13 protein-coding genes and 1 pseudogene are annotated in these 16,920 nt (G+C 70.3%); 5 read left to right on the top strand and 9 right to left on the bottom strand.

Annotated features, from left to right (window positions below; all coding sequences use genetic code 11):
- Nucleotides 1–42: 42 nt before the first annotated feature.
- Complete coding sequence (locus BOQ63_RS03545) at nt 43–1,875, bottom strand: glycoside hydrolase family 15 protein (protein WP_046385551.1); 1,833 nt, start codon at nt 1,873–1,875, stop codon at nt 43–45.
- Nucleotides 1,876–2,110: 235 nt separating this feature from the next.
- A pseudogene (locus tag BOQ63_RS03540) lies at nt 2,111–2,776 on the bottom strand (alpha/beta fold hydrolase); the annotation flags it as partial.
- A 151-nt stretch (nt 2,777–2,927) separates the two neighbouring features.
- Here BOQ63_RS03540 and BOQ63_RS03535 point away from each other — a divergent pair.
- The gene (locus BOQ63_RS03535; RefSeq protein ID WP_030558190.1) at nt 2,928–3,743 is read left to right on the top strand and encodes a helix-turn-helix domain-containing protein; all 816 of its coding nucleotides are present in this window, start codon (nt 2,928–2,930) and stop codon (nt 3,741–3,743) included.
- Between the two features lie 108 nt (nt 3,744–3,851).
- Here the strand turns inward: BOQ63_RS03535 and glpK are convergent, their stop codons facing one another.
- From glpK to BOQ63_RS03515, 4 genes are all read right to left on the bottom strand, one after another.
- The gene (gene glpK / locus BOQ63_RS03530) at nt 3,852–5,381 is read right to left on the bottom strand and encodes a glycerol kinase GlpK (RefSeq protein WP_072653367.1); all 1,530 of its coding nucleotides are present in this window, start codon (nt 5,379–5,381) and stop codon (nt 3,852–3,854) included.
- A gap of 77 nt (nt 5,382–5,458) precedes the next feature.
- Nucleotides 5,459–6,313 carry an MIP/aquaporin family protein gene (locus BOQ63_RS03525; RefSeq protein ID WP_072653366.1) on the bottom strand — a complete coding sequence of 285 codons (855 nt, stop codon included), beginning with the start codon at nt 6,311–6,313 and terminating at the stop codon, nt 5,459–5,461.
- A gap of 1,040 nt (nt 6,314–7,353) precedes the next feature.
- Nucleotides 7,354–9,081 carry a thiamine pyrophosphate-dependent enzyme gene (locus BOQ63_RS03520; RefSeq protein ID WP_030558185.1) on the bottom strand — a complete coding sequence of 576 codons (1,728 nt, stop codon included), beginning with the start codon at nt 9,079–9,081 and terminating at the stop codon, nt 7,354–7,356.
- Nucleotides 9,082–9,100: 19 nt separating this feature from the next.
- Nucleotides 9,101–10,684 (bottom strand): FMN-binding glutamate synthase family protein, encoded by a 1,584-nt coding sequence (locus BOQ63_RS03515; protein ID WP_072653365.1) that lies wholly within the window; start codon nt 10,682–10,684, stop codon nt 9,101–9,103.
- Nucleotides 10,685–11,013: 329 nt separating this feature from the next.
- On the opposite strand from BOQ63_RS03515, the gene BOQ63_RS03510 reads away from it, so the two are divergent.
- On the top strand, nt 11,014–11,520 hold the full coding sequence (locus tag BOQ63_RS03510; protein WP_499503410.1) for a DUF308 domain-containing protein: 507 nt from the start codon (nt 11,014–11,016) through the stop codon (nt 11,518–11,520).
- A 276-nt stretch (nt 11,521–11,796) separates the two neighbouring features.
- Here the strand turns inward: BOQ63_RS03510 and BOQ63_RS03505 are convergent, their stop codons facing one another.
- The 3 genes from BOQ63_RS03505 to BOQ63_RS03495 all read right to left on the bottom strand — a co-directional run bounded on the left by BOQ63_RS03505 (nt 11,797) and on the right by BOQ63_RS03495 (nt 14,352).
- Nucleotides 11,797–12,048, bottom strand: a complete 252-nt coding sequence (locus BOQ63_RS03505) for a hypothetical protein (protein WP_072653362.1) — start codon at nt 12,046–12,048, stop codon at nt 11,797–11,799.
- A 217-nt stretch (nt 12,049–12,265) separates the two neighbouring features.
- A complete protein-coding gene (locus BOQ63_RS03500) occupies nt 12,266–12,790 on the bottom strand; it encodes an AAA family ATPase (protein WP_072653361.1) in 525 nt (174 codons plus the stop codon).
- A gap of 368 nt (nt 12,791–13,158) precedes the next feature.
- Nucleotides 13,159–14,352: a PP2C family protein-serine/threonine phosphatase gene (locus tag BOQ63_RS03495; protein ID WP_359795424.1), complete on the bottom strand. Its 1,194-nt coding sequence runs from the start codon at nt 14,350–14,352 to the stop codon at nt 13,159–13,161.
- Nucleotides 14,353–14,433: 81 nt separating this feature from the next.
- On the opposite strand from BOQ63_RS03495, the gene BOQ63_RS03490 reads away from it, so the two are divergent.
- The 3 genes from BOQ63_RS03490 to BOQ63_RS03480 all read left to right on the top strand — a co-directional run bounded on the left by BOQ63_RS03490 (nt 14,434) and on the right by BOQ63_RS03480 (nt 16,752).
- Nucleotides 14,434–14,994, top strand: a complete 561-nt coding sequence (locus BOQ63_RS03490) for a MarR family winged helix-turn-helix transcriptional regulator (RefSeq protein WP_072653360.1) — start codon at nt 14,434–14,436, stop codon at nt 14,992–14,994.
- A 175-nt stretch (nt 14,995–15,169) separates the two neighbouring features.
- On the top strand, nt 15,170–15,574 hold the full coding sequence (locus BOQ63_RS03485) for an STAS domain-containing protein (protein ID WP_072653359.1): 405 nt from the start codon (nt 15,170–15,172) through the stop codon (nt 15,572–15,574).
- Between the two features lie 782 nt (nt 15,575–16,356).
- Entirely contained in the window at nt 16,357–16,752 is a 396-nt protein-coding gene (locus BOQ63_RS03480; RefSeq protein ID WP_030598418.1) for an aggregation-promoting factor C-terminal-like domain-containing protein, read from the top strand.
- Nucleotides 16,753–16,920: the final 168 nt, after the last annotated feature.

Raw genomic sequence — 16,920 nt, 5'->3', positions numbered from 1 at the left:
TCTCCGGCTGCCGGCTGACCCCGGTGGCAGGCCCGGCAGGCCCTATCCCAGCGCGCGGTCGAGGTTGAACGCGGCGCTGATCAGCGAGAGATGAGTGAACGCCTGCGGGAAGTTGCCGAGCTGTTCCCCGGTGCGTCCGATCTCCTCGGCGTAGAGGCCGACGTGGTTGGCGTAGGTGAGCATCTTCTCGAAGGCCAGCCGGGCCTCCTCCACGCGTCCTGCGCGGGTGAGCGCCTCGACGTACCAGAAGGAGCAGATCGAGAAGGTGCCCTCGGGTCCTTGCAGCCCGTCCGGGCTGGCCTGCGGATCGTAGCGGTAGACCAGCGAGTCGGAGACCAGATCCGTGCTGAGCGCGTCCAGGGTCGACAGCCACTTGGGATCGGTCGGGGAGATGAACTTGGCCATCGGCATCATCAGGACCGAGGCGTCGAGGACGTCACCGTCCAGATCCTGGAGGAACGCCCCGCGTTCCTCGGACCAACCCTGTCGCATGATCTGCCGGTATACCTCGTCGCGGCACCGCTGCCAGCGGGGGAGGTCGGCCGGCAGGCCCCGCCGGTTCGCTATCCGGATGGCCCGTTCGATTGCCACCCAGCACATCAGGCGCGAGTAGACGTAGTTCTTCCGGCCGCCCCGGGTCTCCCAGACGCCCTCGTCGGGCTGGTCCCAGTGGTCGCAGAGCCAGCCCACGACGGCGCCGACCTCATCCCAGCGGTCGCTGCTGATCGGCTGACCCCACTTGTCGTAGAGGTAGACCGAGTCGATCAGGGCTCCGTAGATGTCGAGTTGGAGCTGTTTGGTCGCGGCGTTGCCCACCCGCACGGGAGCGGATCCCAGATGGCCTTCGAGGTGGGACAGGTCGGTCTCGGGCAGGTCGCTTCGCCCGTCGATGCCGTACATGATCTGCAGCGGTCCCGTGGGGCCGGAGCCTCGCATGATGCCCCGCTCGGACAGGAAGCCCATGAAGGCCTCGGCCTCGGAGGTGAAGCCCAGCCGCAGCATGGCGTAGACGCAGAAGGCGGCGTCGCGGACCCACACGTAGCGGTAGTCCCAGTTGCGCCCGCCACCGACCTGCTCGGGCAGGCTGGTCGTCGGCGCGGCCACGATCGCGCCGGTCGGCACGTAGGTGAGCAGCTTCAGGACCAGGGCGGAGCGGTGCACCATCTCGCGCCACCGGCCGCGATAGCGCGACTGCGAGAGCCAGCGGCGCCAGAACCGGACCGTCGTCCCGAACTCGGCCTCCGCCTCGGCGGCCGGACAGGCCCGGGGCCGCACGTCGTCGCCGATCCGGTCGAGGGCGAACACCACGGACTCACCTTCGAGCAGCTTGAAATGCGACACCACGTCCATGGCGTCGGGTTCCAGCGGTGCGGTGGAGGTCAGCGCGAGGGAGAGCGACGGGGACTCGAAGACGGCCTCGTGTCCCCGCACGCGCACGGTGTGCGGTTCGGCCCCGTAGCCGAAGCGCGGAGCGATCCGGGCGGCGAACGGCAGGGTGCCGCGTACGCAGACCACCCGGCGGATCAGCCGGTGCCGGGCCGCCTCGCGGGACTCGTCTGCGACCGGCATGAAGTCCTGGATCTCCGCCACCCCGTCGGCTGCGTAGAACCGTGTGATCAGCACGTTGGTGTCGGGGAAGTAGAACTGCCGGGTCCGGGCCGGCACGTCGGCGGCCAGCTGGAACGAACCGCCCTTGTCGGCGTCGAGAATGGCGCCGAACACGCTGGGCGCGTCGAAGCGGGGGCAGCAGTACCAGTCGATCGTGCCGTCGGTACCGACCAGTGCGGCGGTGCGCAGGTCGCCGATCAGACCGTGCTCGGAGATCGGCATGTAGCGCGGGTCGTCCACCCAGCCGGACACGCTTCCGATGGCCATGCCCGCCTCCCTACCGTTCGGCTGTGGGCAGGTGCGGCCTCTCAGGACCTCGCCCTCCATGGTAGATCGCGTCCGGCCTGCGGCCAGTCGGCCCGAGGGCAGCCGGGTGGGGGCCGAGGTCCCTCGTTGGTGGTGGCGCACTGGCGCCGAGCGCGAGGCCCGCGCGCGGGCCTCGATGCTCGGAGACCAGGCCGGCGACGCCGTGGAAGACCCAGGCCGCCCCGGGGCGCTGCTCGTCGCCCAGCAGGAGCGCGGCCACCGCCTCCGGGTCCTCACGCATGGCGTTGTGGACGGTCGGGAGGTCGTGGACCTGCCACTCGGGATCGGCCCGGAGCCGGGTTCGGAGGTCGGCGAACGGCGTCCTGTCCTCCCACCCCGAGCAGTAGACGAACTCCCGACGGGGCACCTGGGCGAACGCGCCGGTGAGCCGGATCCCCTGCAGCAAAGAGGCGAGGGGGTGCGGCCGCCGGCGGGGATCGCCGCCAGTTGACGGCTGGACGGCGTAACCGGTGCCCGCCGCACCGGCGACGAACGCCTCCCGGTAGCCCTCGCTCGTCGACGACCAGCACGACTCGCCGTCCCGCGGCACGTAGGCGTCGAGATGCACCAGTCGGGCGACCCGGCCGCCGGCGCGGTCGGCGGCGGCTGCGATCACCATCCCGCCGTAGCTGTGGCCGACGAGCGTCGCTTCGGTGATGTGGGCGCGATCGAGCAGCCGCAACACGTCGTCGGCGTGCGTGTCGAGGTTGGCGGTCGCGACCGTCGCGTCGTCGTCCTCCGGCCACAGGCCGGTCAGGGTCAGGGCGTGAACGGTGTGTCCGGCACGTTCCAGCAGCGGAACCACCGCCTCGAACGCCCAGGCGCCGTGCCAAGCACCCGGCACGAGGATGAACGTAGCCATGCGTTTCTCCTACTCCCTCAGGCCGCGGCATCGAGGCACGCTGCCCCGATGCGCCGCGGTTCGGTCGGCGCGCTGCGCGACCGGCGACCGCTCCGCACGAGGAAGTCTCACCGGGCCGTGGTGTGGCCTGCTACCGATAGGCTGCCAACCGATGCCTGTTCACCGCCAAACTCCTCCGACCGCCGGTGTGACCTCGCAGGTGTGGCCGTCCGGCGGGCGCCACCTCTGGCCGTCCGGCGAGACAAGCAAGACGCAGTCGCACACGCGCGGACACCTGGTCTACGCGGCCAGCGGCGTCCTGGCGGTTCACACCGAGCGCGGTACGTCGATCGTTCCGGCCAACCGAGTCGCCTGGACCCCCGCCGGGTTCACGCACCACCACCGGGCCCACGGCGACACCGACATGCGCATCGTCTTCCTCACGCCGTCCCTCGCCCGGCTCGTCCCGGACCACCCCGCCGTGTTTCTGGCCTCCGGCCTCGCCCGCGAGGTCCTGCTCGCTCTGACCGGCCCCCGCAACCACGACGACGCACCCGGCTACAGCCGCAGTGCGCGCGCTCGCCTGCTGCGGGTCCTCGTCGACGACCTCTGCGAGGCAGACGAACAGCCGCTGCACCTGCCGGAGCCGCAGGACGATCGACTGCAGGCCCTTGCCCGCCTCCTGCACGAGAACCCGGCAGACAACGCCACCCTGGCCGAACTCGGGGCGACGATCGGGGCCAGCACCCGCACCCTCAGCCGACTGTTCCGCAGCGAACTCGGCATGACCTTCTACGAGTGGCGCACGCAACTGCGCATCCACCACTCGCTCGTGCTACTCGCCGACGGCCACGACACCATCCGCACCGCCTACGCCTGCGGCTGGGCCAACCCGAGCAGTTTCATCGCCGCGTTCACCGACATCGTCGGAACGACTCCGGGCCGCCACCGCGCCATGCGCGGGAACACCGGTATCGGGGGACGCTGAGTCGGGGGCCGACCCGGGGCGCCGGCCATGGCGCCGGGGCGCAGAGAAATCCGCTGGTTCGCGGTCAGCGTCGGGCCTACGCTCCCGGCCCTTAGGCTCGTTGAGGTGCTATTCGGCGTACTGCCTGACGTCGACCCAGTCGAGGGTGCGCTGCACGGCCTTCTGCCACCCCGCGTACCCCTCGGCCCGCCGCTCCTCGGTCCACGAGGGCTCCCAGCGTTTCGACTCCTGCCAGTGCAAGCGCAGTTCGTCCTCGTCCTGCCAGAATCCGGTAGCCAGGCCGGCTGCGTACGCGGCGCCGAGCGCAGTGGTCTCGGCGACCACCGGACGGCTGACGGGGACGCCGAGCACGTCGGCCTGGGTCTGCATGCACAGGTCGTTGGCGGTCACCCCGGCGTCCACCTTGAGCACCTCGAGGTGGACGCCGGAGTCCTGCTCCATCGCCTCAACCACGTCCCTGCTCTGGTAGCAGATGGCCTCCAGCGTGGCCCGGGCCAGGTGCCCGTTCGTGTGATACCGGGCCAGGCCGACGATCGCGCCGCGGGCGTCCGAGCGCCAGTAGGGCGCGAAGAGCCCGGAGAAGGCGGGCACGAAGTAGACGCCCTCGCTGCCGTCGACCGTGTGGGCGAGCCGCTCGACCTCCGGGGCACTGTCGATGATCTTCAGTTGGTCCCGCAGCCACTGGACGGCCGAGCCGGTGACCGCGATCGAACCCTCCAGCGCGTACACCGCCGGGCTGTCGCCGAACTGGTAGGCCACCGTACTGAGCAGGCCGTGCCGTGAACGGACCAGCGTGGTACCGGTGTTGAGCACCAAGAAGTTGCCGGTGCCGTAGGTGTTCTTCGCCTCGCCGGGCGCGAAGCAGACCTGCCCGACGGTCGCCGCGTGCTGGTCACCGAGCACCCCCGTGATCGGTACGGCTGTGCGCAGCGGCCCCGAGGTGCGGGCTGTGCCGTACGCCCCGGCGTGCGAGGACGGGCGGATTACCGGCAGCATCGCGCGCGGGATGCCGAACAGCGCCAGCAGTTCGTCGTCCCAGTCCAGCGTCTCCAGGTTCATCAGCATGGTGCGGCTGGCGTTGGTCACGTCGGTCGCGTGGATCCCGCCTTCCGGGCCGCCGGTGAGGTTCCACAGCACCCAGCAGTCGGTAGTACCGAAGATCGCGTGTCCCTTGTCCGCGTCCGCCCGGACGCCCTCGACGTTGTCCAGGATCCACTTGATCTTGCCGCCGGAGAAGTACGTGGCCGGCGGCAGCCCGGCCTTGCGGCGGATCACCTCACCGTGCCCGTCGCGCTCCAGCGCGGCCGCGATCGAGTCGGTGCGGGTGTCCTGCCAGACGATCGCGTTGTAGTACGGTCGGCCGGTGCGCCGGTCCCAGACGACCGTCGTCTCACGCTGGTTGGTGATCCCGATCGCCACCAGGTCGGCCGGCGACAGGCTGCCCTGCCGGACGGCGTTGCGCATCACCGAGTCGGTCCGCTCCCAGATCTCCACCGGGTCGTGCTCCACCCAACCGGGGCGGGGCAGGATCTGGGTGTGCTCCAACTGCTGCATCGCCACCTCGTTGCCGGCGTGGTCGAAGATCATGAATCGCGAGCTCGTGGTCCCCTGATCCACCGCTCCGACGAACTCTGGCATGGCTGCCGCCTCTGCTTCTGTGCTTCCGCTTGCGTCCGCCGGGTGGGGCTGGTGATGCCGGCCGGTACGAGGACGACTCAGCCGATCGGCTCGATCGGGGCTTGGCCGGGCTCCTCGGGCCCCTCGGCCCCGAGATGGGGAGTGACCAGGTAGCGGTACGCAACACCGCCGACCAGACAGCCGATCAGCGGGCCGACGATCGGTACCCAGAAGTACAGATGGCCGTACTGGTCCCGCCAGGCATGCGAGTATCCGGTGAGGTAACTGGCCAGGCGCGGTCCGAAGTCGCGGGCCGGGTTGATCGCGTAGCCCGCGTCCGTGCCCCAGGCCATGCCGATTCCCACCACGATGAGGCCGACGACGAACGGGCCCAGGTTGGCTTCCGGCGGCGTGTTCAGCACGTCGGTCACCGCGAGCACCAGGAAGACCAGGATGGCGGTGCCGATGACCTGGTCGCGCAGCGCACCCCAGTCGCTGACCGGAGCCGTGCCGTTGCCCGGGAGGGTGGAGAAGACGACCTGGGTCTTGAGGGTGTGGCCGGGATCGACCTTGTTCAGCACCTCGGTGTAGTTCCAGCGCACCAGCAGCGCCGCGACGAACGCCCCGGCGGTCTGGGCCAGCACGTACGGCAGCACCTTGCGCCACTCGAATCCCTTGAAGACGGCGAGCGCGACGGTGACCGCCGGATTGAGATGGGCTCCGCTGATCCGGGCGGCCGTGTAGATACCGAACGTGACACCAAGGCCCCAGGCCCAGGAGATGCTGTCGTGGTTGCCGATGCCGCCGGCGACCACCTGAGCCACCACGCCGACGCCGAAGAGGATCAGGATCATCGTACCGGCGAACTCCGCGCTGAGTTCACCGAGCAGTCTTCGGCCGGAACTGTGCGTGGCCCTGCTCGCGCTCGGCGTATTTCCCGTGTTCTCCGTCATGGAATCCGATTCCCGCCAACCGGGGTCATCCGTACAGGCTGTGCGCGACCCAGCCTCTGCGAGAACCGGCACGGTGGCCTGCGGAGACGGCCGTTCGAGCCACAGACGCTCGGGCTTGCAGGGGTTGCTCGGCGTCGGTCAGACAGTGACGGCCGCATCCGGCTCGGCGTGCTCGTGGATCGGTGTGCTGGCGTCCTGAGTGTCAGGGTTGCCTCTACGAGAGGTGGCAACACGAACGATCGGGGCGCATCACGACGTCGACGGGCTCGGGGAGCGCAGCGGGCAGGCCCGGGACGGCGTCGGCGCCGTGGCTGCTGGACCCGGCTGCGAAGTCTCGTGATGCCGAGCGCCTCTTCCCCAGCGGGGTGCCGCTGCACGGCATGCTCGACTGCGGCCGCGTCCCGCCAGCCGTCGAGGACGCCGGGTCACGGCCAGCCTCGTTGCCGGGTTCCCGGTCCGTACGCGGTGCTGGACCGATGGGCGTCGCCGCCTGTCCGACCTGACTCCCGACCGGTTCGCCGCCGGTCGTCGGCGCGTTCCCGCTGCTCTGCTGCCGCTCGGCCCATCCGCAGGCCCGGCCGCTGCTGACGTCGGGTCGGCGTAGCCCGGGCTGCATCCGCAGCCGAGCGGCGGCACTGTGGAACCGGGCGGCCGGCCGAACCCCCGAGCGGTCCGGCCGCCCGCACCGCGCGGTGTCCGCGACGTGCCTGGGTGCTGGGCGACCGAATCGTCCCGCACCAGGTGCCGACAGGGGACGACGACCACCGGCGCTGTGGACCACCACGTACATCGAGCAGGCGGCGGCGTTGGACGCAACACCGTGAGCACCAGGCCAAACGGGCCAGCGAGGAGCGGCGAGTACGTGTGGCGGCGAGGTTGAGTTCGTGGAGGGCCTGCTCGTGTTCGGTGCCCAGGGGTTCGGGTGGGCGGCCTGATACCGCCCGTGGCGGCCGGGTGTGCCCGGGCCCGGAGGCGAACCGGTGGATGCCCCCGGGGCGGGCAACGGCCGGGGCGGAGGCCACCGCCCCGGCGGCCGACCGTCAGCCGTCGTGGCTGCGCAGCGTCTCCTTGACCTTGGCGATCGCGAAGCCCCACCCCTGCTCGACGGTCGGCTTGCCCGGAACCGCGAGTTCCCGGGGGTTGGTCAGGACGTCGAGCACCACCGGTCCCGGCGTCTCGAAGGCCCGTCGCACGCCGTCGAGCAGTTCGGAGGGCCGGGTGACCCGGATGCCGGTCAGGCCGAGCGCGGTGGCGACCGCGGCGAAGTCCGGGTTGTCCAGCTCCGTGCCGAACTCCGGGAGCCCGGCCTGCTCCTGCTCCAGCTTGACCATGCCCAGGCGGCGGTTGTCGAACACCACGAGCTTCACCGGCAGCCGGTGGGTCCTGATCGTCATCAGGTCGCCGAGGAGCATGCTCAGGCCGCCGTCGCCGCAGAACGCCACGACCTGCCGGTCGGGGGCCCAGAGCTGCGCGCCGAGGGCTTGGGGCATGGCGTTGGCCATCGAGCCGAGGTTGTACGACCCCAGCAGCCGCCGGCGGCCGTGCATGGTCACGAACCGGGACAGCCAGACGGTCGCCATGCCGGTGTCGGAGGTGAAGACGGCGTCGTCGCTCGCGCAGTCGTTCACGGCGGCGGCCAGGGCTTCCGGGCGGACGTCGTGGGCCCGGTTGTCCAGCGCGCTGCGCAGGCGGCCGAGCAGGTGGTGGTCGTGCTCGGGGTCCGCCAGGCGCCGCTGGCCGGCGGTCCACTGCTCGAAGCGCTCACGGGCTGCTTCGAGGTGGGCGCGGTCCGCGGTGGGCCTGAGGTGCGGCAGGAGGGCCCGGAGGGTGGCCGCGGTGTCGCCCGCCAGTCCCACGTCGACGGGTACCCGGCGGCCGAGGTTGCGTTCGAGGAGGTCGATCTGGACGACCTTGCGGCCGGTGGGGTACCAGTCGCGGTAGGGGAAGTCCGTGCCGAGCATGATCAGGGTGTCGCAGGCGTCCAGCGCCGCGGCGGCGGCGGGGTTGCCGATCAGGCCGGTCTGTCCGACCTGGTAGGGGTTGTCCGCTTCGAAGCCCTCCTTGGCCTTCAGGGTGAGGACCATGGGTGCGGACAGGCGCTCGGCGAGTTCCAGCACCTCCCCGCGGGCGTCCCGGGCTCCCCGGCCGACCAGGAGGGTCACCCGGTCGGCGGCGTTGACGAGGTCGGCGGCTTCCCGGATGCCGGCGTCGTCGGCGCGGGTGACCGGGCGGACACGCGGGAAGCGGGCAGGGCGGTCGTCCGTCAGCTCCCGGTCGCCGAGGTCGCCGGGGACCGTCAGCACTGCCACACCGCGCTCGCTGATCGCGCAGCGGACGGCGGTCTCCAGCATCCTCGGCAGTTGGTCCGGTGAGGTCACGGTCGCCCGGAAGACCGCGACGTCCCGGAACAGCAGGTCGTTGTCGACTTCCTGGAAGTAGTCGCTGCCCAGCTCGGCGGACGGGACCTGTCCGGCGATGGCGAGCAGCGGGGTCCGGCTCTTGGCCGCGTCGTACAGTCCGTTGAGCAGGTGCACCGATCCGGGGCCGACGGTACCCATGCACACGCCCAGGGTTCCGGACAGCTGGGACTGGGCGCCGGCCGCGAAGGCCGCGGCCTCCTCGTGGCGGCAGCCGATCCAGTCCACGCCCTCGGTGGTGCGGATGGCCTCGGTCAGCGGGTTCAGGGCGTCGCCGACGACGCCGAACACATGGCGCACCCCCAGCTCCTGCAGGGCGTCGACGATCACACGGGCGACGGTACGTGCCACGGGGCTTCCCTTCGAAGTGTCAGACGGTGAACCGGTCGGGGTGGGCGGCCTCCCAGTCGCGCGCCCAGGAAGCGGGAGGGTCATGGAGCAGCTGCCCCGGTTCCAGCCAGAGATGGAGGTCCGCGTAGGAGCGGATGGTCTGCGGGTCGATGCGGCGCTGGAGCATGTGCGGGCGCAGCTGCGAGGGGTCGTCGACTCCCATCGCGGCCATGATCTGCAGGGCGCTCCTGACGGTGGCCTCCTGGTAGCGCCGCACCCGCTGGGACTTGTCCCCCACGTGCAGGGCGCGGGCCCGGCGCGGGTCCTGGGTCGCCACGCCGACCGGGCAGGTGTTGGTGTGGCAGCGCTGGGCCTGGATGCAGCCGACGGCGAACATCATGGCCCGGGCGGCGTTGGTGTAGTCGGCTCCCTGGATCAACCGCTTCACCAGGTCGCTGCCGGTGGCCACCTTGCCACTGGCGCCGATCCGGATCCGGTCCCGGAGACCGGTGCCGACCAGCGCGTTGTGCACCGTCATCAGTCCCTCGGTGAGCGGCATTCCGACGTGGTCGGCGAACTCCAGCGGGGCGGCGCCGGTCCCGCCCTCCGCTCCGTCGACGATGACGAAGTCCGGCGTCACCCCCTCCTCCAGCATGGCCTTGCAGACCGCGAGGAACTGGCGGCGCGAGCCGACGCAGAGCTTGAACCCGGTCGGCTTGCCGCCCGCCAGCCCGCGCATCCGGCCGATGAAGCGGACCAGTTCGCGCGGCGTGGAGAACACCCGGTGGTAGGGCGGGGAGACCACGGTCCTCCCCTGCGGGACGCCGCGCACCCGCGCGATCCGGGCGTCGACCTTGGATCCGGGCAGCACGCCGCCGATGCCGGGTTTGGCGCCCTGGCTGAGCTTCAGTGAGACGCACTTGACCTGCGGGTGCGCCGCCTTCTCGGCGAACTGGCCGGGGTCGAAGTCTCCGTCCTCGGTGCGGCAGCCGAAGTAGCCGGTGCCGATCTCCCACACCAGGTCTCCGCCGGGCCGCAGGTGGTACTCGGACAGCCCGCCCTCACCGGTGTCATGGGCGAAACCGCCCAGCGCCGCACCGGTGTTCAGGGCCAGCACCGCGTTGGCCGACAGCGAGCCGAAGCTCATCGCGGACACGTTGAGCAGTGCCATCGCGTACGGCTGGGAGCAGTCGGGACCGCCGACCCGCACCCTGGGCAGGTGCTGCGGCACCGCGACGGGGGCCATCGACGGCACCAGGAACTCGCGCCCGCTCTCGTACAGGTCCAGCTCCGTGCCGAACGGCTCCTCCGCGTCCGTTCCCTTGGCCCGCTCGTAGACGATGCTGCGGGTGTCGCGGTCGTAGGGGCGCCCGTCGACGTTGCGTTCGACGAAGTACTGCTGCACCTCGGGTCGGATGCCCTCCAGCGCGAACCGCAGACGCCCGATGACCGGGTAGTTCCGCAGGATCGAATGCCGGGTCTGCAGCAGGTCCTTCGACGCCAGCACCGTCACCACCAGCAAGGGGACGGCCGCACACCACCACCACGGGGACCCGAAAACGGCCGCGGCCGTGGCGGCGGCCGCTCCACCGACCGGCCCGGCAACCCACAGGAATCTCAGCACAGCAGCCGTCTAACCCCGAACGGCGCAGATAGTCAGGCGAGTTGCTCGGCCAGTAGCCGATCCAGTCCAGGCCCGCATGCCGAGCCGCCCCTGCTCCAGCCGGATACCAGTCGATGCTGACCGCGGCCAGCTGCGCCACCTCCTGCCGCACTGGGCCCGTGGGCACCGCCCCGACCACACGCACGGGTTCCTCCACCACGGCCGGCACTGTAGCGGGCGATCACGAAGGAGAGCCGGCGTTCGGCGTCGGCCGCCTACCTGAACCGCGCCGGGGAGCCGATCCGCTCGGGGGAGTGAGACGGGCAGGGATCGACGTGACGCTTCCTCAGATGCGCCCGACCTGCCAAGATCCGCTGGTGAAACACGTGACTTACCGTCTCCAGCCGGCACAGATTCGCCGCCAGTGGATCTTCTCGGCGCTCTTCCTGGCCCAGGGTGCTTACCTTCTGTACCGCGGTTCGCTCGTCCCGGTGGACGTCCGGACTGCCGCCGCCATGGCTTTCGGTGTTCTCCTGATCGTCGGTGGACTCCTCCAGGTGAGGGGCGCCTTCAGTAGCGTGAGCTTCGACGAGCGTGAGATCTGGTGGACCGGGGCGTTGGGCTCCCGCAAGCGGTTCGCCTGGGCGGACATCACCAACGTCGAGGTCGGGAAGAACCGTAACCGCCCCGATTCCGGGGACGTCGTGCGGGTCACCCACCGGGAGCACGGTGACTCCAAGCTGCCGGCGGTGATCGGCATGCCGGGCGCCTGGCGCGACCCGGACTTCGAGACCAAGGCGGCTGACGTCATCGCCACCTGGCGTGCGGCGACGGCGATGCCCGAGCCCGCGGCGTAGTCGGGCATGTGCGGCCCCGGGGACGGGAGGTACGAGCCCAACGTCTACACGGCCGCCGAACCGTACGACCTGACGTCCGGCCGCTACCTCAACCTGCACCAGTGCATGTTCTGGAGCGACTTCGACCTCGACCACCTCACCACGGCGGTGGGCACCACCGACGTCAAGTTCGTCGCCGGCACCGACGTCTCCGACACCCGTGACACCGCGGTCAGCTGCGGCCGGGCGACGGGCGGTACCAGTTCGTCCCGATCCTCTCCGGCGTCAAGGCCCTCCTCATCCACTGAGGCCCGCCGCCTCCACCACGCACGGGAAGTCGGCCCCGCCGGCTTCCCGTGCAGCTTCGCCCTTGCCGGGCGTCCTGTCCGCGAAGATCTCGGTCATCTCAGTGGCCTTCGCGAGCGCCAGCTGGGCCGGGCCACCGTCATCGATGTCCTTGAGCACCACCCGGTAGTCCCCGATCAGGGCCTCGACCAGCTCCTGCTGGCGAAGGCGGATCTCCTCCAGCTCCGCCTTCGCCTTCTTCACAGCTGAGGACAGTAGTGCCCGCAGCCGCGTACCCGCCCGGCCAGGGGCTCACTTCGACCGTACCCCTACCGGTGGTACCACGCCTCTACGTCATGCTCGGCGGGGTAACAGAAGGTCACGTCGGCCAGAGAGCGCCACTTGTCACTTCGCCGTGGCTTCCCGAGCGGCAGGGCCGTCAAGGTTGACCCGCCTGAGCGTCTCAGTGGCGAGCCGAACCTCAACTCTTGACGGCCTCCGCGATCTGCAGGGCGGCCTGGGCGGGCGTGAGGTGCGTGGTGTCGACGACCTCGGCCTCGCTATGTAGCCACGTGCGGGCTGCCTCGGCGTAGGGCTCAAGGTACTTGAGACGAAACCAGGAGTTGGGACCGACGACAGTGTCGCCCGCGATGCGCCCGCGGAGGGTCTCCTGGTCTGCGTGAATGACGAAGTGCCGTACCGGAATGGCATGTTCGGCGAGACCCGAGCTGATCTCGCGCCAGTACGACTCGACCAGGACAGTCATGGGCATCACCAGAGTACCGCCGGTGTAGTCGAGTACGCGGCGGGCGGTCTCGACTACGAGTGATCGCCATGGCGGCCAGTGCTGGAAGTTGTCCGTCGCGGGCAGCCCTGGCGTGATGTCCATGAGTGTCTCGCCCACCTTCTCGGCGTCGAACACCCGTGAATCCGGGATCAACTGCTGCACAAGTGCACTGGTCGTCGTCTTGCCCGCGCCGTGGGTGCCGTTGAGCCATACGATCATGAGACCCAACGCTAGCGTTGTGCGCGGCCGCAGGAACGGGCACGGCAGAAATCCGGTACGACTTCGACGTCGAGCACCCGGGCGAGCCTACGGTCGGCTCCCACGCCTTCAAGATCATCTCACTGCCCCTTCCGGGCTCACCTTGGCTGGACCCCAGGTCGATCCGCACCGGCAGCAGCCGCTCGCCCGCGCCGATCCCGGCGCCCCACTGACGGGGCCGCTGCTCGGCGGCGGCGAGGGGGGCTTCGAGCTTGCGCGGCAGGGTGTCTTGCCGGACCAGCCGCAGCCATCCGTGATCAGGCCCTGCGGATCGAGGTGGATGCGCGGTCCGCGGCGTGTGTCCTCGCGACGGTCAGGATGGCGGCGGCTCACGCCGGCGTGGCATCGGCCGACGCCGGATGGCGGCCGTACCAGTCGAGGCAGACGACCAGGGCGTCGTCCAGGGCATCGTCGTCGCGGTGGCGGCCCAGCTCAGTCAGTACCGCTCGGGGGACTTCGGTGGCGGGCAGCAGTTGGGTGGCCAAGATCGCCCTGGCCAGCGCTCGCTCGCCGTAAGGCTCGCCTGCTTTGGAGGTGACCGCGTGCACGCCATCGCTGACGAAGATCAGCCGGTCGCCTCGTTCGACCCGAATGCGCTGCGCCTCGTACGGGGTCTCGTCGGCGAGACCCAGCGGTAGCTGCGCCTCGAACGGAATGTGCTCGACCGCTCCGGCTCGGAGCCGGAGCAGCTGGGGCGAGCCCGCGTCGACGATCTCAACCAGGCCGGTGTCGAGGTGGAACTCGAGGAGCAGGACCGACACGTGGGCCTCGCCGCGGTACTGCCCGTACACGGCCTGGTCGGCCAGGGCCGCTTGGTCGGCGATGCTGACGCCCGCTCGCCGGGCGTTGCGCAGGGAGTTGACGACCAGGTTGGTGAGCAGGGACGCCTCGATGCCCTCGCCCATGCCGTTGGTGATGGTCAGGGTCAGGTGGTCCTCGGTAGCCGACCAGTCGAAGTTGTCACCGCGGATCGCGTAGGCCGGTTCGAGCTGGGCACCGATCGCGTACTCGTCACGGGCACAGGCGCGGGCAGGCAGGAGCTGCCACTGCATCTCGGCGGCGAGAGTGAGTCGGTTCTTGCGGCGGGCCTGGAGATAGAGGTCGGTGTCGCGTTCCGCGACGATGATGTGGTAGCCGAGCATTTCGGCGATTTCCCACAATTCGTCCTGCACGGAGGGGGTGAGGGTGGAACTGGCGAGGCCGACGCTCAGGATGCCGAGACGGTCACCCCGGACGGTCACCGGCAGGTGCAGCAGACGTGTTCCCTCGAAGGCGCCCGGCTCCGCGAAGGGCTCCTGCGAGCCGAAAGCGCGGCCCGGAGCACTGGTGTGTACTGGGAGCGGTCGTTCGGTGTGAGGCAGTTCCGTGACCGGCTGCAGCACGGTCAGGCTGTAGTCGGCCAGAAGCAGCTCAACCTGGTGTGCACGGTAGAGGTTGGTGAGGCTGGCACGGATGGTGTCCAGCAGGGCGTAGGGTGCGGCGACGCGCAATGCGCGTTCTACCGCCGACAGGTTGGCCGCCAATCAGTTCGCCCTCTCGTTCGACCGCCGACCGTTCCGTTGGCGATGTGTCTTGTGTGGTGGCACGGGTGCCAAGATGGCCCCATGGACACAGTCTCCCCCCTGCCGGGCCGCCCAGACGCCGCGGCCATCGCGTCGTCCGTGGTGGAACTGCTGGAGGTGCTATGGGGCGGTGGCCGCGACCTGGTCGCCGCGCCGGTCTCGGTGTCACAGTTGCGGGTGCTCTACGTGTTGGAGGCCAGTGACGGAATCAACCTGCGCACCCTCACGCAGGCCCTGGACACCCGGCCCTCTTCCGCCAGTCGGCTCTGCGATCGGCTGGAAGCGATCGGTCTGGTGCAGCGCAACCCGAGTGCGGCCAGTCGACGGGAGCTCGAACTCCACCTCACAGCCTCCGGTCGCGCGTTTCTCGCCGGTCTGCGGGCGGACCGGGAGCAGTCCCTGGAGCGGGTCCTCGAAGCCATGCCCGACGCGGACCGCCGCGCGCTGATGTCTGGGCTGACATCCTTCCGCGCAGCGGCCATGGGCGTCACGGCGCAGCGAACCACCTCAGCGGGCTCGCACGGGGTACCGGGCGTGGAGCCGGTCGCGGATGCGTCCGGACACGACGTCGTACGGGGTGTCGGACCCGCACGTAGCGCCTGAACCGGGGCGTTCGCACGGCCGGCCCCGCTCGGACCACCCTGCTCACGAAGCAGCAGCGGATCATTGCTGAGCGGCGATTGTTGTCGAAGCGCAACTATTGCCTCTAGGGTGGGCCATATGCCGCACTTTGCGGTCCCGGGCCGCTCTGCGCACCGCCCGGTGAAGGGAGGCCGTTGTGGCCGAACGACCCCGCACGGCGCCGGGCTGCTTGACGGTCGACGTAACGATCGGCACGGATGTCGCCAAAATCGAACTGTCGGGCGAGATGGATCTGGACACCCTTCCGCAGTTCGAGGAAGCGGTCCGTCACGTACTGCTCGCGCACGCCCGGATCGTCATCGTGGACGCGAAGAACCTCACGTTCTGCGACTGCGCAAGTCTCGGCGGTCTGCTCCGGGCGAAGAAGCGCATCACGGAAGCACCCGCCACTTTCCATCTCGCCGACCCGTCACACGCTCTGCTACGTCTCGCCGATCTCACCCGTACTCGCGGTGCCCTTGGCCTTTCGCCGCAGCTACCGACGGCCCGTACCAAGCCCGCTCCCCTCAACGACGGTGAACCCGTAGGCGTCGCCCCCTGACCACGTTGAGGGGCCCGGGGCGGGGATCGGGTGCCCGCCGAAGGACCGCCGAACCTCCGCCGGCCGGGGGAGGGGCGCGCCGGGCCGGCCCCGGCGGGCCGTATCAGCGCAACCCGGGAAGATGGCCGGGCCCCTCACGCTCGTCGACGTGAGGGGCCCGGCCGTCAGCGTACGCCCGCAACCTTCCGCCCTTGCCGGCCGGGACCGCATCGAACCGGAGACCAGCGTGGACGCCGCGACCACCGACGCCGTCGACCTCCCCGGCCCGCGAAAGGACCGGACGCTGCGCCTGGCGGCCGCGTTGCGTCGGTCAGGTGTGGTGGCGGTCTCAAGGGCGGTCGGCTGGTGTTGACTCGGCGTGGTGGCGGTGGCCGGACCGGTGACGGGGCGGGGAGCCTGTCCAGTGAGTGCGCTCACACGTGAATGCGGTGCACGACGGCGAATAGTGGTGTCCGTTTTGTTCTATTTTGAGACCATTTGATCAGTGGCTGAGGGGTGTTGGCGCAGGCCAGAAGGGCCGACGGGGATCGGGGGCCCGGAGCGGCCCGCCTCTCGGATCAGTGCCGGCTCACTTGGGCTACGACCGCGGATCGTAAGAAGGGGGTCTTGGCGAGCGCCGATCCGGTCTGGCACGTTGGCATTCGTCGTCAGCCACACCGGCTCCTGTCCCGCCGGTGAACGGCTTACTGCCGAGTCACGCCCCGTGACCGTCATGGCCCCTGTCCGGCCACGGTCCAGGACGGGACGCGACTCGGCCCAACCCGATTGAGGTCTTGCTCTACATGCCCGCTTTCAAGCTCCGTATGCGTACCTCCGCCGCGATCCTGGCCGGCGCCGCCGGTGTGACCGCCCTGGGTGCCGCCGTGGTCCCCGCCGTGGCCTCGGCCGCGGACGCCTCCCCGCAGGCCGTCGCCGCCCGGATCGTCCCCGCGGACCAGCTGGCCTCGTTCAGCCAGGTCGTGTCGCACGAGTCGGGATGGAACGTGACGGCGACGAACCCGAGCTCGGGCTCCTACGGGCTGGGCCAGGCGCTGCCGGCCTCCAAGATGGCCTCCGCCGGCGCGGACTGGAAGACCAACCCCGCCACCCAGATCAAGTGGACGCTGGACTACATGAACACCCGCTACGGCAGCCCCAACGCCGCCTGGGCCTTCTGGCAGACCCACCACTGGTACTGAGCCGACCTCCGGCTCCCCCCGTGCCCCGGGGCCGGACAGGGGCCACCGAGGTGACCACGAGGGCCTGTACCCGCGCGAACGTGCGGGCACAGGCCCTCGTGCCGTTTCCCCGCAGTCGGCACGTCCACGAACTGCCGACCGGATCCTCCGCCTCGTTCTTCCCGTCCA

This window comes from Streptomyces viridifaciens (genome assembly GCF_001888885.2).
In the GTDB taxonomy this organism is placed as follows: domain Bacteria; phylum Actinomycetota; class Actinomycetes; order Streptomycetales; family Streptomycetaceae; genus Kitasatospora; species Kitasatospora aureofaciens.
This window is presented reverse-complemented; position numbering and strand designations above follow the sequence as displayed.